Raw genomic sequence first — 18,956 nt, 5'->3', positions numbered from 1 at the left:
GGTGTAGGATAACTTTCCTATGTCATCAAGACGACATCAGGCTGTGCAGGCGATTCAGGCGGCCGCGCGCGGGGAAGACGTGTGGACGGAGTCGCTGTTCGGCGTGATCAGACGGCGGCTGGGCAGCATCTCGTCATGGCAGAGCACCATGGTGAGCTGACCGTTTGAGTCCAGCAGCGGCAAACGCAGCCAGGCATGCATGCCGTTCGCCTGCTCGATGACGCCGCCAACTGGCGCACGCCGTTCAAGCGCGACTGACAGGCCGAGCGCGAAAGCATCGCCATACTCGCCGATGACATCGGCAACCCGGCGCCCGCGCGCCTCCATGCCGAAAATGTCTCGAAGGCGTGAGCCGGCGATCCGGAAGCGACCATCGCCTGACTCGTCAAACTGGACGATGGAAATACTGGCCAGCATGCTGCGGAGCGCGCCGGGATCGATTGCCTCGCGCCGGACGCAGCCGCCTTCGTCGCGCAGCTGTTTCCAGTAATTTATCAAGGCTTGCTGGGCGATCGTTACGCCCTGGAATACAGGTTTCTTAGACATCGTGGGCCACCCCCAAGGTGATTCGACAGAATCACCTATCGCGCGAGTGGAGTCGCAGATCAAGAGTCAACTACAGGATTTGTTAACCAGTCTTACAAATTTATTTCGTTGCGACACCGTAACGAACAGTATTCGCAACCAACAACTAGACTTTCTCGCCTTTACCCAGGCCCATCTTTTTGGCCAGCATTGAACGATGCTTGGAATAGCCCGGCGCGACCATGGGATAGTCAGGGGGGAGGTTCCATTTTTCCCGATATTCATCGGGCGACATGTCATACTTGGTCCGCAGGTGGCGCTTCAGCGACTTGAACTTCTTCCCGTCCTCAAGGCAGACGAGGAAATCCTCACCGAGGGAGCGCTTGACCGAAACGGCCGGTTTCTGGCGGCTCTGGTCCGCATCTGGCGTGCCCAGTGCAGACAGCGAGGCATGAACACTTCGGATCAGATCTGGCAGTTCGGCTGCCGAAACAGAGTTGTTCCGCACGAAAGCAGATACAATCTCGCTCGCAAGTTCGATGACCACACTATCCCGCGCAGTACTCTTAAGAGCATCAGTCATTAGCTTCTCCCCAGCCACGATCTATTCTGGCGTAGCTGAAGAAAACTAATAGTAAATAATAAAATGCAGCCCTCGGTATGCAGAGACAACTCTGCGTACACATGCAGGCACTTGCGCTGCCAATAGATAACTAGCCGACAGTCACAAAGGCGAGCAGTAGCACCAGCCCCAGCAACGCAGCCGTCCAGATCGCCATCGCGCCCGTCAGCGCCCCGCGAGCGAGTTCGCCCCGCGGACTGAAAGCGGCCTCGATCCGGTCATAGGCCCGTCCTGTGATGCCGAAGAAGACCGCCGTCATGGCCGGACCAACCTTGCCCCAGACCGTGCCAAGCCACTTGGCCATGCCGAAGCCGATCTTGCGATAGGCCCAGTCGGTATCGAGGATCGTGCCGGGCTTTTCGGGCGGGTAGAGGCCGAACCGCTTGAGCACGACGAAGGCGAACGTGGCGAGCACGAGCAGCTGCATCTGCGTCAGGATATGATCGAAGGTGAACGGTTGGTACGACATCGCCTCTTCGCGATAGGGCAGCAGGTTGTAGAGCCATTCATAGCCAAGGCCGGGCACGATGGCCGGAATGCCGATGGCGATGCAGATGAACGCCGCCATGCCCATGGCGAGCAGCATGTTGAATGGCGCCTCTTTCACGCGGCGGCCACTGTCATGACCGAAGAAGGCGAAGTACGGGATCTTGATGCCCGAATGCTCAAGCACACCGGCAGAAGCAAACATCAGCATCAGCCAGATGATCGGCAGGCCGGCATGGGCCACGGCGCTTAGGATCATGGACTTGGTCACGAAGGCCGAGAAGAGCGGCATGGCCGAGATCGAGATGGCCCCGATGAGGCAGAACACGGTCGTCCATGGCATGGAGCGGTAAAGGCCGCCCAGTTCGGAGGCCTTGGTCGTGCCCGTCCGGTAGAGGACAGCGCCCATGGACATGAACAGCAGGCCCTTGAACATGATGTCCGCAAAGGCGTGGGCCACGGCGCCGTTCAGCGCCAGCGGGGTGCCGACGCCGATGGCGCAGATCATGAAGCCGATCTGGTTGTTCGTCGAATAGGCCAGAACCTTGCGCAGGTCGTTCTCGAGCACGGCAAAGAAGACCGGGAAGCAGGTCATGACGGCGCCGATCCAGATCAGCGCATCCTGACCGGGGAACATGCGCGCGCAGGCATAGACCGCGAGCTTCGTCGTGAAGGCCGACAGGACCACAGCGCCGACAACAGAGGCCTTCGGATAGGAATCCTGCAGCCAGTTGTGGAGGAAGGGGAAAGCCGCCTTGATGCCGAAAGCGATGAAGATGAGCAGTGCGCCCGGCTCCGCCAGGTTTTCGAACACTTTCAGGCTGATGCTGCCTGTATCCTTATAGACATAGGCGATGCCCGCAAGCAGCAGAACGCCCGACAGGATCTGGACGCCGAGATAGCGCATGGACGCAAAATAGGACGCGCGCGTCCCGGCCCCAAGCACCATGAAGACCGAGGTGACAGCCGTGATTTCCCAGAAGATGAACAGGGTCATCAGGTCGCCGCAGAAGGCCGCCGCAACAGCCGCGCCCCCATAGGCCAGTGCCATACCGTCCTGCACGCGGTCATCGGTGTGCCAGGCATAGATGGCGTTCAGTAGCGCAGCGATCAGGAAGGCGAGACCGAATACGAAGCTCAGCCCGTCGACGCGGTAAAGCACAAGGTCCATGCCCATGACGCTGGCCGTCAGGTGGTTCACATTCTGATCGGCCATCGCCAGAAGCGCGATGCCAACCAGGGGCGCGGCAATGGCAATGCCCTGACGCGCGCGGCGCATGGGTAGAAAAATCGCCACGACGCCTGCAAGGATCAGCAGCCAGCCGGGGTTCAGGGCAGTCAGGAAGGCGGGCATCAGTCGTCTCCCTCATAGGTCGGATGCGCATTTTCAGGCGGCATGGGCCTGTCCGGGTCGACATCAGCGGGCGGGCCGCCGGCATCGCCATAATAGTTCTCGCTGCGACGCAGCAGGTTACCCAGCGGCCAGCCCATCAGCACCACGAAGGCGAAGCAGGCAAAACCGTAAAGGCCATAGAAGCCGGTCGAATTGGCAAAGGTGAAATAGTCATGCCGGTGCACGAAAACGTCGAGCACGATGAGGAAGGCGCCGAGGATGCCGAGGCCCCAGAACATGATGGCGCCGATATTCTTGGCTTCCGTCCAGCCGAACAGGATCTTCGCCATCGGGTGAACGCCCTCATCGGAAACGGTGTGCAGGTCGTGCGCCTTTTCGGCGGCACGGCTGAGGAAACGGCCGGACTTGTCGCGGGTTTCAGGCGTGTCATTGCTCATGGCTGGACTCCTGTAACGATGGGCGCAGCGCTGCCGCCAACGGAGGGCGCGAGGAAATCAGCCAGCGGCCCCATGAGGAAGAAGAGGATGATACACAGCGCTGCCGTGAAGACAGGTGCCGCGACGGTCAGCGCTGGCGCGCCCCCGGGACGCTTGAACGCCTTAGGCTCGGGCGATCCGGGCGGCGGCATCAGCGCGAGGATCGGGATCGGCAGCAGGTAGGCGATGTTCAGCAGCGACGAGCCGATCAGGATCCACGGCACATAGGTGTCACCACCATCAATGGCGCCCTGCATCAGCTCATATTTCGCCCAGGCGCCGGCCATGGGCGGAATGCCGATGATCGAGAGGGAGGCGATGAAGAAGGCGATGAAGACCATGGGCATGCGGCGGCCAAGGCCGCGCATCTGGGAAATGTTGGTCGCGCCGGTGGCGACGTAAATGGCACCCGCACACATGAAGAGGGTCATCTTGCCCACAGCGTGGGCCGCGATCTGGATGCTGCCGCCGAGGAAACCGGCCTGGTTGGCAATCATAGCACCGGCCGTCACATAGGCGAGCTGGGCAATCGTCGAGTAGGCAAGCCTTGCCTTGAGGTTGTCTTTGGTCATCGCGACAAGCGAACCGACAATCATGGTGAAACAGGCGACCCCGAGAATGAACTCACGCCCCGGCGTGGCCTGGAGCAGGTCTTCGCCGAAGATGAAGATGGACACTTTCATCACGGTGAATACGCCAGCCTTCACAACGGCCACGGCGTGCAGCAGCGCCGACACGGGCGTCGGGGCGACCATGGCATTGGGCAGCCAGAAATGCACCGGCATGAGCGCCGCCTTGCCGATACCGAAGGCGAAGAGCAGGAGCAGCGCGGTCGAGACGGCCGGGCTGATGTTCAGGCCCGCCAGAAGGCCGCCCTGCACGAAGTCGAGGTTCTGGCCGGCCAGCGTCCAGGTCCACATCACAGCGGTGAGGAAGAGGCCGATGGAAGTGCCGAGGAGCGTCAGCAGGTAGATGCGTCCACCGCGCTTGGCCGCCGCATCGCCCTTGTGCGCAACCAACGGATAGGTCGACAGGGTCAGCACTTCATAGAACACGAACAGCGTGAACAGGTTGCCCGACATGGCAACGCCCAGCGCGCCGAAAATGGCGAAGGCAAAGCAGATGTAGAAGCGCGTCTGGTTACGTTCGCGGTTCCCGCGCATGTAGCCGATCGAATAGAACGAGTTGACGATCCAGAGCCCGCTGGCGACCAGCGCAAACAGGGCGCCGAGCGGTTCGAGCTTGAACGTGAAGGACAGGCCCGGCGCCGCCGCACCGAGATCTAGATAAGGCGTCTCACCATTTGACACGGCCACGGCCAGCGCAATCACCACGCCGAGGAGGATCACGGAGCCGACAAGGGTCACGCCCTCGCGCACGTTCGGGAAACGCCCGGCAGCGGCAATGCCTGCAGCGATCAGCAGCGGGATGCAAAGGGCAGCAAGGATCAGCATGTCAGGGCTCATCGGAATGCCTCCAGTCCGAAGGCGGCCGCCGCTGCATCACGGGCGAGGCCGAGCGGGATTTCGGTGGTAATGCCGAAATAGATGTTGGCCAGGGCCAGTATCCAGAGCGGCACGAGCAGCACGATGGGCGCTTCCTTGTGCGTCTTGCGCGGATTGACCGGCGGCTGGAAGAAGACGGCTTCGAGGATGCGACCGACATAGATCACGGCCAGGAAGCTCGAGAACACGACCAGGATAACGGCCCACCACCAGCCATGCTCAAACAGGGCATAACCCAGCTGCAGCTTGGACTGGAAGCCAGCCGTCAGCGGCACACCGATCAGCGAGAGGCCGGCAATCGCGAAAGCTGTCATCGTCCAGGGCGCTGAGCGGCCAAGGCCGGCAAAGTCACGGATATTGGTGCCCTTGTAGGTGAGCACGACACCGGCAACCGCCATGAAGAGGGCGCCCTTGATCATGGCATGGTTCAGAAGATGGAACAGGCCTGCGCTGAGGCCCGCTGCCGTACCGACCGAGATGCCAAGGATCATGTAGCCGACCTGCGCAACCGAGGAGTAGGCCAGCACGCGGCGCACATCGGTCTGGAACACGGCCTGGAAGCTGCACGCCACCATGGCCGCAATGCCGAGTGGCATGAGCAGATAGGTGAAGGCCGCATGCTCGAAGGCAAAGGTCGGGCTGAAGACGAAGAACAGGAAGCGGATCAGCGCGTAGAGCGCCACCTTGGTCGCCGTTGCCGACAGGAACATGGTGACGAAGCTCGGGCTGTAGGAATAGGCATTTGGCAGCCACTGGTGCAGCGGCCACATGGCGGCCTTGAGGCCGAGGCCAACGATGATGAAGGCAAAGCCGGCCTGCACCGTGCGGCTGCCATCAAGCGCGGGCAGCTTGGATGCGATGTCGACCATGTTGAGCGTGCCGGTCGCGGCATAGAGGAAGCCGACGCCGATGATGAAGAACGTGGCGCCGATCGTGCCCATGATCAGGTAGTTGAAAGCGGCATGCAGCGCCCGGCGATCCCGCGACGCGCCCAGCGCCACCAGCACATAGGTCGAGATCGAGCTGACTTCGAGGAAGACGAAGAGGTTGAACGCATCCCCCGTACTCGCAACACCGCAGAGCCCAGCGAAACAGGCGAGGAAAGCGGAGTAGAAAAGCGCCGTCTTCTCCTTGCGCACTTCGGCCACAACCGTCGGGTAGGACATGATCGACGCAAGCAGGCCAATCGTCGTGACCAGGACAAGGATCATCGCGTTCAGCGCATCGATCCGGAACTCGATGCCAAGCGGCGGCAGCCAGTTGCCCATGGCATAGCGTACTTCGCCGCCAGATTCAGGCGACTGGATGATGCCCAGCAGGATCAGCGCAAAGACCAGCGATATTGCGGTCGCGGCGACGCTGATCAGCCACGCCACGCGGCCGCTGGGCACAAGCGCCAATAGCGGCGCCAGCATCAGCGGCACCATCACGAGCAGCGGCGCAGCATGCGTCAGCGCCCATTGCGGCGCAGAACTCAACAACATTTCGATCATGCGCCCGCCTCATTGAGCCATTGGTCAATCTCGGCTTCCTGCGCGAGGGCCGTCTCAAGGTCGATCTCGCGCACTTCATCGCTCTCGATCGAGCCATAGGCTTCACGGATGCGAACGATCAGGGCGAGGCCCACAGAGAGGGTCGCCACGCCGACGACGATGGCCGTCAGCATCAGCACGTGGGGAAGCACGTTGGAATAGGTGTGGACGAGTTCCACCGGCGCGCTGGCATTGCCGAGCGCATGGCCGCCGACCACTTCAGTGGCGTGGTGAGCCGCCTCTGCGCCATGGCCGCCGCCATGCTCGATGGCGTCCTCGCCATAGAGGATCGGCGCGGTGCCGCCGGCGACCTTGCCCAGTGTCACGTAGAACAGGCAGACCGAGGTCTGGAACAGGGACAGGCCGACGAGGCGCTTGATGAGGTTTCCGCTGGCAAACGTGATGTAGAGGCCGATCATCATCAGTCCGATGATGGCCCAGTAATTTGCCCGTTCGAGAATGAATTCCAGCATGGCTTACCAGTCTTTGTCGCGGATTTCGGCAACGCGGCCGGCGAAGGCGTAGAAGATGGTCAACATGGCGCCCGACACGCCGCAAAGGACGCCGATCTCGATGACCATTATACCGATATGCTGGCCGTGATGCTCGCCCGGCGGCTCGTTGAAGAGCGCCTGATATTCGAGGAAATGACCGCCCTTGAAGAGGGCCCAATAGCCGACACCCGCATAGATCATGACGCCAATGGCAGCGAGCGAACGCGTGAAGGCGGGTGGCACGGCGCGCATGGCGGCCGGAACACCTGCGACCAGCGCATAGAGGATCACAGCAACAGCGATGATGACCCCGGCCTGGAAGCCGCCGCCGGGCCCAAAGTCACCGTGGAACTGCGTGTAGAACGCAAACATCACGATGATCGGCAGAAGCATCTTCGAGACAACCCGAAGAATGACGTGATGATCACTGTTCACGAAGCGTCCTCCTCTTTGCCGGTTTCAGAAACAGACTTGCCGTTACTGCCCGGCAGCTTGCCTTCGCGCTTGATCGATTCAGCCAGCGACCGCTCGCCGAATCCGAGCAGCAGCGCGACCGCGAGACCGGCCAGGAACACAACCGTGGTTTCGCCGAGCGTATCGAATCCCCGGTAGCTGGCCAGAACGGAGGTGACGACGTTCGGGATGCCCGTGTCGGCCCAGTTGATCTGCATATAGGTCAGGCCGACGCCCTGGTTCACGGCAGAATCCGGATCGCCAAGCGCCGGCAGGTCGACCGTCGCATAAATCAGCATAACGCCGGTCGCGATAACCACGAGAAGCGGCCCGAGACGCGCGAATTTCTTGTCCGGCTTGGCTGTGCGCGACGTGAGCAGCATGGCGCCCAGCAGCACGACCGTGGACATGCCCGCGCCGACTGCGGCCTCGGTAAAGGCCACGTCGACCGCATCGACCACGACATACCATGTCGCCGAAACCAGCGAATAGATGCCCGACAGCATGACGATGGCAAACAGGTTCCGCAGGCGCGCAATCGCGATGGCGACCACGAACAGCACCGCCAGAAGCAGGATATTCACCAGTGCGATACCGATATCGCCCTCAAGCACGCCGGTCATGCTGCGCCCTCCTCATCATCGGTCTTTTTGCCGATCCGGCCGATCAGCGGCTGCAGGCCCGCCGTGTGCGCGGCGTTGACGACAGCGTGGGACGCCGCCGGGCTGGTCAGGAACAGGAGCCAGAAAATCGTCACCAGCTTGGCCACGATCAGCCAGCCCGGTGCCATCAGCGCCATGCCGATCAGGATGACCGTCGCGCCGGATGTGTCCGTGATACTGGCAGCATGCATGCGTGTGTAGAAATCGGGAAAGCGCATCACGCCGATCGTGCCGATAACGCACAGGATCGCGCCGACGAGGCACAGGGCCGAACCGGCCGGATAGCGCACCATTTCGAAGAATTGCGCCAGGTTGGCGAGAAGGTCAGACATCAGCGCTTGCCTCCCTGAGTGCCGCCACGGCGCACGAGCGGCACCTGGAAGGACCGGTAGCGGAAGAACTTGAGGATCGCGATGGTCGAGACGAAGTTGATCATCGCGTAGAGGATCGCGATGTCGAGAAACTCCGGACGGCCCATGACATAGCCCAGCAGACCGAGCGCAAGCACGGTCTTCGTGCCGAACGAGTTCACCGCGAGCACGCGGTCATAAAGCGTTGGTCCGATCAGCGTGCGAATAAGCAGGAGGACCATGCCAAGCAGGATGGCAATGAGGGCAGCGGCGGTCATGCGGCGGCTCCCTTGCCGTCTATGGCGCGGGCAGAACGCCGGTCCATTTCAAGGAAGGCTTCCGGCTGGGAATCCTGTTCGTAGAGGCCGTGAACGAGCAGCTTGTCGCCATCGATCTCGACCGTAACGGTTCCCGGCGTCAGCGTGATGGAATTGGCGAAGGTCACCTTGGCGAGATCGGATGTGCAAATCGTCTTCAGCTTCACAAGCGTCGGCGCAATGTCGAGTTCGGCACGCAGGCAGGCCCGTATGACGGTCCAGTTCGCCTTGACGATTTCCTTCATCAGCCACGGAAAGTACATCGCGAAGCCTATGAGGCGCACATAGGGCGCGCCTTCACGATCAAGAATATCAAGCCGGTAAGCGAGGATCAGTGTGAGAACGAGCGACAGGACGCCAAGTCCCAGCAGGAGTGGTTCGAAATGGCCGGACATGCCGATCCAGAACGCAACCAGTGCAAACAAAAGCCCTAGAAAGTACGCCACTATGCGTCTCAGCTCCCGTATCAACCCAATCCACGAGTGCCTGACCTAAATGGCTCGAGGCCCCTTGGGAAGCCTCTTTGATGCTTTTTCGCAGACTAGCTACCAAAAACCAGTCGGGCGGTGCGCTGGGATGTCGAGAACGCCGCTTCTTCGTTCGCCGGTGCCCCGGATGCCTGCGCTTCGCGCAATGCTTGCGGCGAAAACGCCGATGACAGGGACCAGTTCCAGTAACGCAAGGTGGTCTGGGCCTTGGCGACGGTCAGGATCTCGTAGGTTTCCGCCACAATGGCGAACTGCGGGTGGATTTCGTTATCGCCGATTTCCAGCGGCCGGCGCAGGGCTGCCCAGAGAACGGGCAGGAAGTCGCGCTTCACGCCCGTCGCCTTGCACAACACGGCCAGGCCTTCGCCGCCCTTGTCGGACAGGATCTTGGCAATCGTCACCGGTTTGATGCCACAGAGATAACCGATCTCCTGGGCGAGTTCCGCATTCATGCCCTCCAGGCCGGCTGAGTTGATGGCGCTTTCCAGGCTGTCGAACGGGCTGCGCTCAAGCGCTTCACGATTGCGCTGGCGCCGCTCGATCAGCTGCAGCGCCTTGCGCGCGACAGGGTCAGCCCATTTCTCGGCCGCCATCATCTCGAATACGTCCTTGCAGGTCTCGATGACTTCAAGACGGTCGGCGGAATGGCGCTGGAGGATCTTGCGGCGCGTGGCGCCATCCGACCACCAGAACATGGCCATGGCCTGCGACGGCCGAAGCTCGAGCCGCTCGACCAGAAGCGCACAAAGCTGGGATTCATCGCGCGACCGCGTGAGCAGCTTGTCGACCGCGGACTCAGGCAATACAGCGCCGGCATTCGCCACAAGGTCACGCACCACATGCGGCTCGCCATGTTCGGCCAGCGCCGCGCTGACACCGGGCGGCACAACCTTGCGGCGGGCAATGGCAAGACGGTGTTCGGTGGACGTGGCCTCCACAATCTCGCTCAGGTCGCAGGCGTCGAAGGCCTCATTCTGTTCCAGAAGCGGCTGGGCGATTTCGTAAGAACACTGGGCGAGATACCGCAAAAGGCGGCGCGGCGCCTCGCGGCTCGTGGCCAGCCGGCTGGCGCACAGGCTGCGCTCCTGCGTTGTGGCATGAAAAAGCATGTCCAGCAGGATGTCGCCCACCATGTTCCGGTCCTGGTGGGCAAGACGCGAGGCCGGCATGGCAACAAGGTCCAGCAGGCGCCTGAAAAGGGCATCCCGGGCACGCCCTCCTTGCGGCGTATTCATCTGCGCTTCCATATCGTCCATCGGCTTGCCTGTATCGCAACGCCGTTAGATTGAACGCAAACCGTTAACGACCCGTACAGGCGCCTATTTCAATTGTGAGGGTCAGTCGGCCCGTCCGGGATGCACCACCAGCACAAGAAGGCTGGAGACCAGCATGATGATCGCCAGCATGAAAAGCATCCCGCCATCCGTTGCCGTCTCGCCGGGCGCCAGCGAGAGCGGAACTTCACGGCCTAGCCAGGGCGAAAGGTGAAACGCGACCGCCGCGCCGAGGATCGTCGCGGAAATGATAGCGCCAAAACGGCGGGTAAACGGAAACAGCAGGAACAGGGCCGCCACAAGCTCGAGAACGCCAGTGAGAATGCGCCCTGCAGGCTCGAACAGTGTCTGTCCCGAGCGCTCGGCAAGGGTCTGGAAAACGATATTGGTGCCGGGCGGATCGAAGAACTTCACGGAGCCCTCAGGCGGGTTGGGCAGCGGATAGATGGTCGCCTGCACAAACATGGCGATGAGGAAGAGGGCGAGCGCCCAACTGACGAGGTGCCTGAACAGTCTCATGATACTCCACCCTTGGCATCTGCTTGAGGCAACGCGCCAAAATGGAGGCTACAAACACTCAGGCTTCAAGGCAACTGACCCTGCACTTCCCTGATCATCCCGTCGCTACACGCCGCGATCGGGAATGGTCCGCGTGAGTGGGCTGGAGGGGGTGAACCGCACCTGGGCAGGAACAAAAGCGCGCCCTAAAGGTTGGTTAGCGATCACTAAACAAGAGGCGCCGTACCAAGTATGGAATCCGGTAAAAAAATACCAGTGCGACAGAATAAGTCTGATCGCGGTAAGGTCATATGGCCCGGAATCCGGACAGGGTCCGGCTTAGGCCCATCCAGTTCTGTAGTGACAGGTACAGGCGCAAGACGTGAGCCTGCGCCTGATAGACGCAATCCCGGTCTCTCGGAGGCCCTGGAACACCTTTTGCCCCGTTTCCGCGCGATAACCAGCCTGCTGGCGACCGATGGCAAGCCTCAGGATGCGCACATCCACCGATTCGTGCAATCGCTGATGACCATCGTTGTCACCGACGAAGGCGTCAGCCCGACAGAGCTCGAGGCCCGGTTTTTTGACTTTCTGGACGCAGAACAACAGAACCACTTACACGCGATTTACTTGCCGAGGGGCGGTGCGATGAACTTGATCGGGCAAATGACACTGCGTGAATTATCCAAAATACTGGAAGTGATTTCCGAAATTCACTCATCAGACACCGGACAATGAGATTCTATACTACATGACGCGCCTGCCAACCAAGCATGTTATGCTATTCACGCATTTTCTTACTTGCTTCAGCGCAATGTAGAAATTGAATATTCAAATTTCACGAAAGGCGAGTTGAGTATTCGCGTCCTGAACGGTAAAGCACTGCCGGGATGAATAAAGACATGGCGCGAACGTGACAAACGATCAGGACAAGAGCCAGAAGCGCGGGGACATTGCATCATTCAATGCAGATGGCAGCGCTTTGTCCAAACGACTCAGAGACGCTCTGCGTGAGCGCTATCAGGAAACCCTCAACGAACCTGTACCCGACAAGTTGCAAAGCCTCATTGACCGCATCAAGGCCGCTGAACAAAAAAAAGGGTGAGCCTGCATCTACTGGCAAGCGATGCAGGCTGATTTACTTTCACTCCGCGTAGGCCGTAGATACAGTCGCCATGATCCACGGGAGCGGAAATGAGCGACAGGATCGAAGAACTCGTCGACGATATGGCCGAGGGTGCAGCCGGTGACGTGACCTCTCCGGTCAGCGGCGTCAGCGAAGCGCTCGGTGCAGGCGCCTCCCTTCTGTCCACGGCAACACACTGGCGCGCGAAACAGCTGCGCCGCGGCGTGAAGATCGAACTGCCCGCCTATCTGATGGTTCAGTGCAGCTGGTTCATGGCTTTCGGCCTGCAGATGGTGCTGTTCCCCTACCTGATCACCGGCCGCGACCATCTCCATCTCGACGGTCTGGCCCTCGGCCTCGCCAACATGGCGCTCTCTGGCCCCTCGGTGATCTTCCTGCTGATCGGCGGCGTTGTGGCCGAACGCGCGGATGGGCGCCGCCTGCTGATCATCCTCCACCTGCTGGCGGCCATCCCTGCCCTCTTCCTGGCTGTCGCCGTGGCGCGCGGCCAGCTCACCTATGTCGGGATGATCCTGTACGGCCTGACCATCGGCACGGTTGGCGCCTTCATGATGCCGGCCCGGGATTCCATCGTGAACGAAGTGGTCGAGCGCCGCATGCGGGTCGGCTCCGGTGTCACGCTGCAGCTCGGCGTGACGCTGGCCACGATGGCGCAGTTCCTGGCCCAGATCGCAGGCCTGATCCTGGCCGGTTATGCCGACAAGATGACCCGCATGCCGCAATGGTTGGGCGGCTTCGGCGTCGGGCCGATCGCAGCCGAGAAACTCTTGCTGGCACAGGGGATCGTCCTCGCCGTGGGCACCCTGTTCGCGCTCAACCTCGCCAAGGGCCGGCAGGTGCGCACCGGCCGCACGGGCATCAGTGCCGCCTTCGGCGACATTGCCGAAGGCTTCCGCGCCGTGCGGGCTGATGGCAAGCTCTGGGCCATGACGGCGCTCATGTTCGGTGTCGGCATCTTCGTGATCGGCGCCTTCCTTGTCGTGCTGCCCATCATCAATCGCGACGTCTACCATCTCGGCTCCGACGGCATCCGGGACATGTTTGTCACCTTCTGGCTGGGCGCGTTCGTCTCTTCGGTGGTCCTGTCGATCTTCCGCCGGATCAAGCGTCAGGGCCGCCTCCTGCTGATCGCGCAATTCCTCGGCTCCAGCAGCATCCTCGCGATGATGTGGGATATTCCGCACTGGGGCTTTCTGACCATTGTTTTCGTCTGGGGCCTTGCCGCCGGCATCTCGATCGCGATGAGCCGCTCGATCGTCCAGGATGCCGCCCCGAAGGAAAAGCTCGCCCGCGTGCTCTCCATCTACCAGCTCGGCTTCATGGCTGGCGCGCCGTTCGGCGCGGCCCTAATGGGCGCGCTGGTCGACATATTCGGCCCCCAGAAGATTGCCATTGTGCCCGCCGGCGGCATGACACTGATCATTCTCTGGATGGTCTTCTTCACGCCCGTCTGGAACATGAAGGGCGAGGCCTGGAAAGAGCACGCGGCGAGGAAGTGACTCCCGCGGCGAAGCGTTTTAAATCGCAGGCATGAGCCAGCTCCCCCGCGCCACGATTCATTTGTCGAATATCGTCGCCAACTGGCGGGCGCTCGACGGGCTCCACCCGGGCGCAACGACCTCAGCCGTCGTCAAGGCTGATGGCTACGGTCTCGGCGCCGGCCCTGTTTCACGGGCCCTGATGCGCGCCGGCTGTTCCAGCTTTTTCGTGGCCTATCTTGAAGAGGGCCTGGCCCTGCGCAAGACGCTGGGCCTCGGTCCGCGCATTTTCGTGCTCAACGGGCCGACGCGCAAGGAAATGTCGGCCTATGTGACGGCGGGCCTGACAGCCGTCCTCTCCTCGCCGGACCATGTGAAAGCCTGGGCCAATGCGCCCAAGGGCACGTCGGCCCTGCATTTCGACACCGGCATGAACCGTCTCGGCCTCAAGCCGTCGGTACTGGCAACCGCCCTGCCCGCACTCCACAAGCTGCAGCCTGTTCTCGTGATGAGCCATCTCGCCTGTGCTGACGAAAAAGCCAATCCGATGAACGCGGCGCAGCGCAAGGCTTTCGACGACATAAGCGCCGTCTTCCCCGATACGCCGGCCAGCCTCGCCAATTCCGACGGCTGCTATCTGGGAAAGGCCTTTGGCTACGATCTCATCCGGCCGGGTCTCGCGCTCTATGGCGGCACCCATCCGCCCAAGGGCTTCCGGATCAATGCCGGCCTGACGCTCGACGCAGCCATTCTCAGCGTCTTTGACGCCGAAATGGGGGAAAAGGTCGGTTATGGGGCCACGCACACGCTGGCGCAGGACGCCGTGCTGGCGACCGTCGGCATCGGCTATGCAGACGGCCTGTTGCGCGGCGGCGCCAACGCCCTGATAGCCTATCTCGACGGTATTGCCTGCCCCGTGCTGGGCCGGATTTCGATGGACCTTGTCACCATTGATGTTTCAAAGGCACAGGATAAGGCAAAAGCAGGCGCGCGCGTTGAATTCATCGGCGAGCATGCCAAACTCGAAGACCAGGCCGCCCGCGCGGGCACGCTTGGTTATGAACTCCTGACGGGACTGAGCAATCGTGTCGAACGTGTCTACGCATAAAAGCGGCTTCCCCAATCCCCTGCGCTGGATCGGCGCCGGCATCCTCGGCACCTTTGCCGAAATCGGCCGCCTGTCGACATTCGCCGGGCGGATGACTTTCGCAGCCTTCACGCCCCGCTGGTTCTTCGGCCAGATCTGGCGCCAGATGATCCAGATCGGCTTCTATTCATTCCCGGTCGTCGGCATGTCGGCCGTCTTCATCGGCGCCGCCCTCGCCCTCAACATCTATAGTGGCGGCAGCCGCTTCGGCGCCGAACAGTTCGTGCCGAACATCGTGGTGCTCGGCATCACGCGCGAGCTTGGCGCCGTGATTACAGGCCTGATGCTGGCCGGGCGCGTCTCCGCAGGCATCTCCGCCGAGATCGGCGCCATGCGCGTCACCGAGCAGATCGACGCGCTCGAAACCCTGTCGGCCTCTCCGTTCCGCTACCTTTATGCGCCGCGCCTTCTGGCCGCCATCATCTCGCTGCCCATCCTTGTGGCAGCCTCCGATATTATCGGTGTCATGGGTGGCTGGCTGGTCAGCGTGTTCAGCCTCGACTTCGATTCAGCGACTTACCTGCGCAACACGCTCGATTTCGTGACGACTGACGACATTATCGTCGGCCTCACCAAGGCCGTCGTCTTCGGCGCCGTGATTGCCATCATGGGCTGCTACCAGGGCGACAGGTCACAGGCAGGCGCCACGGGCGTCGGCCGTGCGGCGACCCTCTCCATGGTGGGCGCCGCCGTTCTGGTTCTGGCGACTAATTACATCATGTCCAACCTGTTTGCGGAGCTGGGCTTTTGAGCGAACCGATCCTGAAACTCGAGAATGTCGTCAAAACATTCGGTCGGAACGAAGTGCTGCGCGGCGTCGACCTCGATGTGGCCCCCGGCCAGAGCCTTGTCGTCATTGGCGGGTCGGGCTCCGGCAAGTCTGTCATGCTGAAGAACGCGCTCGGCCTGATGACGCCCGATTCCGGCAAGGTCTTCTTCGACGGCCATGACGTGACACAGTCCACCGGCAAGCCGCGCGAGATGATGCGTGCACGCGTCGGCATGCTGTTCCAGTCCGGCGCCCTGTTCGACAGTCTCACGGTCTGGGAAAACGTGGCTTTCCGCCTGATCCACAAGGAACGCCTCAAGCGCAGCGACGCGAAGGAACGCGCCATTGCCACGCTGAAAAAGGTGCGGCTAGGCTCCGAAGTCGCCGGGCTTTACCCAGCAGAGATTTCCGGCGGCATGCAGAAGCGCGTCTCGCTCGCCCGCTCGATCATTTCCGAACCGGACCTGATCTTCTTTGACGAGCCAACAACGGGCCTCGACCCGATCACCGCGGATGCCATCAATGACCTGATCCTCGAACAGGTGCGCGACCTCGGCGCGGCAGCTGTCTCGATCACGCATGACATGCCGTCGGCCCGCAAGATCGCCGACGAGATCGCCATGCTGTTCGAAGGCAAGATCATCTGGCGCGGCAAGGCCGCCGATGTCGAGCACAGCGGCAATGAATATGTCGACCAGTTCGTCCACGGCCGCGCAAGCGGCCCGATCCAGCCAGCGATGTAGCGGCCGTGTATATCAAGTCCAAGCGTTGGCTGATCTATGCCGCGATCGTCCTGTTGATAAATATCTTCGGCTTCCTGGCGCTTGCGATGACGCAGATCATGGGTCCAACAGGCGAAGTTGAGCCTCTGATGCTGTTGCCGTCTCTTTTGCTCGGTTCGGTTGGCTTTTGGTTCTGTTGCTGGAAGGCTGTCGGGTTGCGGCACTAGGCTTTCCCGCATTCCAGCGCACACAATATCAGTCTATGAATCTGCGGCCCCTTCCGGAGATTCCCTTATGCCTTCGCTTCTGTCCTGGCCGGCCCTCGCGCCCATCGGGCTCCTGCTCGCGTCCAACGTCTTCATGACCTTCGCCTGGTACGGCCACCTCAAGCATACCGACAAGGCCCTCTGGCTGGTGGTGCTTGCCAGCTGGTCCATCGCCTTCTTCGAATACTGCCTCGCGGTGCCCGCCAACCGGATAGGTCATGCGGTCTGGTCGACGGCCCAGCTAAAGACCATGCAGGAAGTGATCACCCTCGTCGTCTTCGCCGTGTTCTCGGTGCTGTACCTGAAAGAGGCGTTCACGCTGAACCACGCCATCGGCTTCGGCCTGATAGCAGCTGGCGCCTACTTTGTGTTCGCTGGCCCGTTCCGTTGACGGCCAAACACCGCTAGGTCTGCGTCATGGCCAAAGCTCCCACCTCCGCCTTCATTTGCCAGTCCTGCGGCGAGGTCCATTCCAAGTGGACCGGCAAGTGCAATGGCTGTGGCGAGTGGAACACGCTCGTCGAGGAGGCTGTCGCGGCCGTACCCGGCGGACTCGCCCCGGCCAAGGTCGGCACCAAGCGCTCCGGCAAGACAGAATTCGTCGCCCTCAATGACAAGACCGAAGCGCCGACGCGCATCGTTATGGGCGTGGACGAACTCGACCGCGCCTTTGGCGGCGGGCTCGTTCCCTCCTCCGCGACGCTGATCGGAGGCGATCCGGGCATAGGCAAGTCCACACTGCTCCTGCAAGTGGCCGCACGACTGGCACGGAACGGACTCAAAACGGTCTATGTGTCGGGCGAGGAAGCCGCCGCCCAGATCCAGGAACGGGCCGTCCGGCTCAAGGTGGCTGAAAGCCCCGTCCAGCTCGCCACCGAGACCGACCTGCGCAAGATCCTGTCGGCGCTAAAGGCCGCCCAGCCTGATTTCGTCGTCATCGATTCCATCCAGACCATGTGGTCCGACAGCCTTGAAGCCGCGCCCGGCTCCGTCAGCCAGGTCCGCGCCTGTGCCCAGGAACTGACCTGCTGGGCCAAGAAATCCGGCGCCGCACTCGTCCTGGTTGGCCACGTCACAAAGGAAGGCACGATCGCCGGCCCACGCGTTGTCGAGCATATGGTCGACACCGTCTTCTATTTCGAAGGCGAGCGCGGCCACCAGTTCCGCATCCTGCGCGCCGTGAAGAACCGCTTTGGCCCAACCGACGAAATCGGCATTTTCGAGATGCACCAATACGGCCTCGCGCCCGCCAAGGAGCCTTCGGCCCTGTTCCTGTCGGCTGACGGAGGCGCCGAGGGCGGCGCCGCCGTCTTCGCCGCCATGGAAGGCTCGCGCCCCGTGCTGGCCGAAGTACAGGCCCTTGTCGCCAAGAGCGCCTATGGCACACCCCGGCGCAGCGTTGTCGGCTGGGATACCGGCCGCCTCGCCATGCTGCTCGCCGTGCTGGAAGCGCGCTGCGGCATCGGCTTTGCGGGCATGGACGTCTACCTCTCCGTCGCTGGCGGCTACCGCATCGGCGAACCGGCCGGCGACCTTGCCGCTGCCGCCGCCCTGCTCACCTCGCTGTCAGATAATGCTGCGCCGGAGCGCTCCGTCTTCTTTGGCGAAGTGTCCCTTTCTGGGGCAATCCGGCCCGTGGCCCGCATCGAGCAGCGGCTGAAGGAGGCCGCCCGACTCGGCTTCGCCCGCGCCTATGTGCCCGAAGGCAGCCCTGCGGCAGTCGATGGCTTGACGATCATACCGATTAAGAGGCTTATCGAACTCGTAGAGTTGCTCGCCCCGGACGCCCTTAATGCTTGATTCTGTTACAGCTTTCGACGCCATCGCCGTCGCTGTCATCGTCATTTCCGCGATCATGGCGTTTGCCCGTGGGTTTCTGCGCGAAATCGCGACAATGGGCTCTTTCATCGGCGCCCTCACGGCGGCTATCTACGCCCGCAAGTTCTTCAGTGCGCCGCTCAAGGCCATGCTGCCGGAAAACCTGGCCCAGCTCGATCTTGGCATATTCACCATCCCGCTGGCCGATGCAGTCCTGATCGTGACCGCTTTCATCGGCGTCTATGTCCTGGTCGCCTGGTTCGGGCAGCGCCTGTCAAAAAACATCCAGGGCGCCGAGGGCATCGGCCTGTTCGACCATTTCGCCGGTCTGGCTTTTGGCATCGCGCGCGGCGCAATCGCCCTTGTATTCTTCGTTGTCCTTCTCCACCTCGCGCTCGATGAGAGCCGGGTCCCCGGCTTCATTCAGAACGCAGCCTGCTACCCGCTTCTCAGCAGTGTTGCCGATTATGTGAACGAGAACGCCACGAAAGTCGGTCAGGATGTGCATTCGACCCTTCCCTCAAAGGCCGAAACAGGCCAATAGACGTCACGAACCTGTCACGCAAAAAGGAG

At 61.7% G+C, this 18,956-nt stretch carries 24 protein-coding genes; 10 read left to right on the top strand and 14 right to left on the bottom strand.

Features of this window, described 5'->3' with window-relative positions; translation table 11 throughout:
- Positions 1 to 54 precede the first annotated feature (54 nt).
- From HY30_RS19200 to HY30_RS08105, 14 genes are all read right to left on the bottom strand, one after another.
- A complete protein-coding gene (locus HY30_RS19200; protein WP_081812123.1) occupies positions 55 to 546 on the bottom strand; it encodes a PAS domain-containing protein in 492 nt (163 codons plus the stop codon).
- Between the two features lie 145 nt (positions 547 to 691).
- Positions 692 to 1,108 carry a Ros/MucR family transcriptional regulator gene (locus HY30_RS08165; protein WP_034738894.1) on the bottom strand — a complete coding sequence of 139 codons (417 nt, stop codon included), beginning with the start codon at positions 1,106 to 1,108 and terminating at the stop codon, positions 692 to 694.
- A 130-nt stretch (positions 1,109 to 1,238) separates the two neighbouring features.
- Positions 1,239 to 2,987 (bottom strand): Na(+)/H(+) antiporter subunit D, encoded by a 1,749-nt coding sequence (locus HY30_RS08160; RefSeq protein WP_034738893.1) that lies wholly within the window; start codon positions 2,985 to 2,987, stop codon positions 1,239 to 1,241.
- Positions 2,987 to 3,424 (bottom strand): hypothetical protein, encoded by a 438-nt coding sequence (locus tag HY30_RS08155; RefSeq protein ID WP_051615105.1) that lies wholly within the window; start codon positions 3,422 to 3,424, stop codon positions 2,987 to 2,989. Before HY30_RS08155 ends, HY30_RS08160 begins: the two co-directional genes overlap by 1 nt.
- Complete coding sequence (locus HY30_RS08150) at positions 3,421 to 4,929, bottom strand: proton-conducting transporter transmembrane domain-containing protein (protein WP_051615104.1); 1,509 nt, start codon at positions 4,927 to 4,929, stop codon at positions 3,421 to 3,423. Before HY30_RS08150 ends, HY30_RS08155 begins: the two co-directional genes overlap by 4 nt.
- Positions 4,926 to 6,461: a monovalent cation/H+ antiporter subunit D family protein gene (locus HY30_RS08145; RefSeq protein ID WP_034738891.1), complete on the bottom strand. Its 1,536-nt coding sequence runs from the start codon at positions 6,459 to 6,461 to the stop codon at positions 4,926 to 4,928. The genes HY30_RS08150 and HY30_RS08145 overlap by 4 nt, the downstream gene beginning before the upstream one ends.
- A complete protein-coding gene (locus HY30_RS08140; RefSeq protein WP_034738889.1) occupies positions 6,458 to 6,973 on the bottom strand; it encodes a cation:proton antiporter subunit C in 516 nt (171 codons plus the stop codon). The genes HY30_RS08145 and HY30_RS08140 overlap by 4 nt, the downstream gene beginning before the upstream one ends.
- A gap of 3 nt (positions 6,974 to 6,976) precedes the next feature.
- A complete protein-coding gene (locus HY30_RS08135; protein WP_034738888.1) occupies positions 6,977 to 7,429 on the bottom strand; it encodes a Na(+)/H(+) antiporter subunit B in 453 nt (150 codons plus the stop codon).
- Positions 7,426 to 8,070, bottom strand: a complete 645-nt coding sequence (locus tag HY30_RS08130; RefSeq protein WP_081812122.1) for a DUF4040 domain-containing protein — start codon at positions 8,068 to 8,070, stop codon at positions 7,426 to 7,428. The genes HY30_RS08135 and HY30_RS08130 overlap by 4 nt, the downstream gene beginning before the upstream one ends.
- Positions 8,067 to 8,441, bottom strand: coding sequence for a monovalent cation/H(+) antiporter subunit G (gene mnhG, locus HY30_RS08125; RefSeq protein ID WP_034738885.1), 375 nt, complete (start codon positions 8,439 to 8,441; stop codon positions 8,067 to 8,069). The genes HY30_RS08130 and mnhG overlap by 4 nt, the downstream gene beginning before the upstream one ends.
- A complete protein-coding gene (locus HY30_RS08120; RefSeq protein ID WP_034738883.1) occupies positions 8,441 to 8,737 on the bottom strand; it encodes an MrpF/PhaF family protein in 297 nt (98 codons plus the stop codon). Before HY30_RS08120 ends, mnhG begins: the two co-directional genes overlap by 1 nt.
- On the bottom strand, positions 8,734 to 9,222 hold the full coding sequence (locus tag HY30_RS08115; RefSeq protein ID WP_034738881.1) for a Na+/H+ antiporter subunit E: 489 nt from the start codon (positions 9,220 to 9,222) through the stop codon (positions 8,734 to 8,736). Before HY30_RS08115 ends, HY30_RS08120 begins: the two co-directional genes overlap by 4 nt.
- 95 nt (positions 9,223 to 9,317) lie before the next feature.
- A complete protein-coding gene (locus HY30_RS08110; protein ID WP_241765678.1) occupies positions 9,318 to 10,520 on the bottom strand; it encodes a DUF2336 domain-containing protein in 1,203 nt (400 codons plus the stop codon).
- 81 nt (positions 10,521 to 10,601) lie between these two features.
- Entirely contained in the window at positions 10,602 to 11,057 is a 456-nt protein-coding gene (locus HY30_RS08105; protein ID WP_034738879.1) for a DoxX family protein, read from the bottom strand.
- 417 nt (positions 11,058 to 11,474) lie between these two features.
- Here HY30_RS08105 and HY30_RS08100 point away from each other — a divergent pair, with 417 nt between their 5' ends.
- The 10 genes from HY30_RS08100 (at position 11,475) to HY30_RS08055 (ending at position 18,927) form a co-directional block, all read left to right on the top strand.
- The gene (locus tag HY30_RS08100; RefSeq protein WP_034738876.1) at positions 11,475 to 11,774 is read left to right on the top strand and encodes a hypothetical protein; all 300 of its coding nucleotides are present in this window, start codon (positions 11,475 to 11,477) and stop codon (positions 11,772 to 11,774) included.
- Positions 11,775 to 11,949: 175 nt separating this feature from the next.
- Entirely contained in the window at positions 11,950 to 12,141 is a 192-nt protein-coding gene (locus HY30_RS08095; protein WP_034738873.1) for a NepR family anti-sigma factor, read from the top strand.
- 89 nt (positions 12,142 to 12,230) lie between these two features.
- Positions 12,231 to 13,682, top strand: coding sequence for an MFS transporter (locus tag HY30_RS08090; protein WP_241765677.1), 1,452 nt, complete (start codon positions 12,231 to 12,233; stop codon positions 13,680 to 13,682).
- A gap of 31 nt (positions 13,683 to 13,713) precedes the next feature.
- Entirely contained in the window at positions 13,714 to 14,769 is a 1,056-nt protein-coding gene (alr, locus tag HY30_RS08085) for an alanine racemase (RefSeq protein ID WP_034738870.1), read from the top strand.
- Complete coding sequence (locus tag HY30_RS08080) at positions 14,747 to 15,559, top strand: MlaE family ABC transporter permease (protein ID WP_051615103.1); 813 nt, start codon at positions 14,747 to 14,749, stop codon at positions 15,557 to 15,559. The genes alr and HY30_RS08080 overlap by 23 nt, the downstream gene beginning before the upstream one ends.
- Positions 15,556 to 16,320, top strand: a complete 765-nt coding sequence (locus HY30_RS08075; protein ID WP_034738864.1) for an ABC transporter ATP-binding protein — start codon at positions 15,556 to 15,558, stop codon at positions 16,318 to 16,320. The genes HY30_RS08080 and HY30_RS08075 overlap by 4 nt, the downstream gene beginning before the upstream one ends.
- Positions 16,321 to 16,325: 5 nt before the next feature.
- A complete protein-coding gene (locus HY30_RS08070) occupies positions 16,326 to 16,526 on the top strand; it encodes a hypothetical protein (protein ID WP_034738861.1) in 201 nt (66 codons plus the stop codon).
- A 67-nt stretch (positions 16,527 to 16,593) separates the two neighbouring features.
- Entirely contained in the window at positions 16,594 to 16,956 is a 363-nt protein-coding gene (locus tag HY30_RS08065) for a DMT family protein (RefSeq protein WP_034738859.1), read from the top strand.
- Positions 16,957 to 16,982: 26 nt separating this feature from the next.
- Positions 16,983 to 18,365, top strand: a complete 1,383-nt coding sequence (gene radA, locus HY30_RS08060; protein WP_034738857.1) for a DNA repair protein RadA — start codon at positions 16,983 to 16,985, stop codon at positions 18,363 to 18,365.
- The gene (locus tag HY30_RS08055; protein WP_034738856.1) at positions 18,358 to 18,927 is read left to right on the top strand and encodes a CvpA family protein; all 570 of its coding nucleotides are present in this window, start codon (positions 18,358 to 18,360) and stop codon (positions 18,925 to 18,927) included. Before radA ends, HY30_RS08055 begins: the two co-directional genes overlap by 8 nt.
- Positions 18,928 to 18,956: the final 29 nt, after the last annotated feature.

It is taken from the genome of Hyphomonas chukchiensis (genome assembly GCF_000682695.1).
GTDB lineage: Bacteria > Pseudomonadota > Alphaproteobacteria > Caulobacterales > Hyphomonadaceae > Hyphomonas > Hyphomonas chukchiensis.
Note: the sequence above shows the minus strand (reverse complement) of the source record. Positions and strands in the feature narration are given on the sequence as shown.

What these genes read in the sequence shown, in the direction of transcription:
- HY30_RS19200 (WP_081812123.1), bottom strand. Translation starts at nt 546, where the DNA reads ATGTCTAAGAAACCTGTATTCCAGGGCGTAACGATCGCCCAGCAAGCC.
- HY30_RS08165 (WP_034738894.1), bottom strand. Translation starts at nt 1,108, where the DNA reads ATGACTGATGCTCTTAAGAGTACTGCGCGGGATAGTGTGGTCATCGAA.
- HY30_RS08160 (WP_034738893.1), bottom strand. Translation starts at nt 2,987, where the DNA reads ATGCCCGCCTTCCTGACTGCCCTGAACCCCGGCTGGCTGCTGATCCTT.
- HY30_RS08155 (WP_051615105.1), bottom strand. Translation starts at nt 3,424, where the DNA reads ATGAGCAATGACACGCCTGAAACCCGCGACAAGTCCGGCCGTTTCCTC.
- HY30_RS08150 (WP_051615104.1), bottom strand. Translation starts at nt 4,929, where the DNA reads ATGAGCCCTGACATGCTGATCCTTGCTGCCCTTTGCATCCCGCTGCTG.
- HY30_RS08145 (WP_034738891.1), bottom strand. Translation starts at nt 6,461, where the DNA reads ATGATCGAAATGTTGTTGAGTTCTGCGCCGCAATGGGCGCTGACGCAT.
- HY30_RS08140 (WP_034738889.1), bottom strand. Translation starts at nt 6,973, where the DNA reads ATGCTGGAATTCATTCTCGAACGGGCAAATTACTGGGCCATCATCGGA.
- HY30_RS08130 (WP_081812122.1), bottom strand. Translation starts at nt 8,070, where the DNA reads ATGACCGGCGTGCTTGAGGGCGATATCGGTATCGCACTGGTGAATATC.
- mnhG (WP_034738885.1), bottom strand. Translation starts at nt 8,441, where the DNA reads ATGTCTGACCTTCTCGCCAACCTGGCGCAATTCTTCGAAATGGTGCGC.
- HY30_RS08120 (WP_034738883.1), bottom strand. Translation starts at nt 8,737, where the DNA reads ATGACCGCCGCTGCCCTCATTGCCATCCTGCTTGGCATGGTCCTCCTG.
- HY30_RS08110 (WP_241765678.1), bottom strand. Translation starts at nt 10,520, where the DNA reads ATGGACGATATGGAAGCGCAGATGAATACGCCGCAAGGAGGGCGTGCC.
- HY30_RS08105 (WP_034738879.1), bottom strand. Translation starts at nt 11,057, where the DNA reads ATGAGACTGTTCAGGCACCTCGTCAGTTGGGCGCTCGCCCTCTTCCTC.
- HY30_RS08090 (WP_241765677.1), top strand. Translation starts at nt 12,231, where the DNA reads ATGAGCGACAGGATCGAAGAACTCGTCGACGATATGGCCGAGGGTGCA.
- alr (WP_034738870.1), top strand. Translation starts at nt 13,714, where the DNA reads ATGAGCCAGCTCCCCCGCGCCACGATTCATTTGTCGAATATCGTCGCC.
- HY30_RS08065 (WP_034738859.1), top strand. Translation starts at nt 16,594, where the DNA reads ATGCCTTCGCTTCTGTCCTGGCCGGCCCTCGCGCCCATCGGGCTCCTG.
- radA (WP_034738857.1), top strand. Translation starts at nt 16,983, where the DNA reads ATGGCCAAAGCTCCCACCTCCGCCTTCATTTGCCAGTCCTGCGGCGAG.
- HY30_RS08055 (WP_034738856.1), top strand. Translation starts at nt 18,358, where the DNA reads ATGCTTGATTCTGTTACAGCTTTCGACGCCATCGCCGTCGCTGTCATC.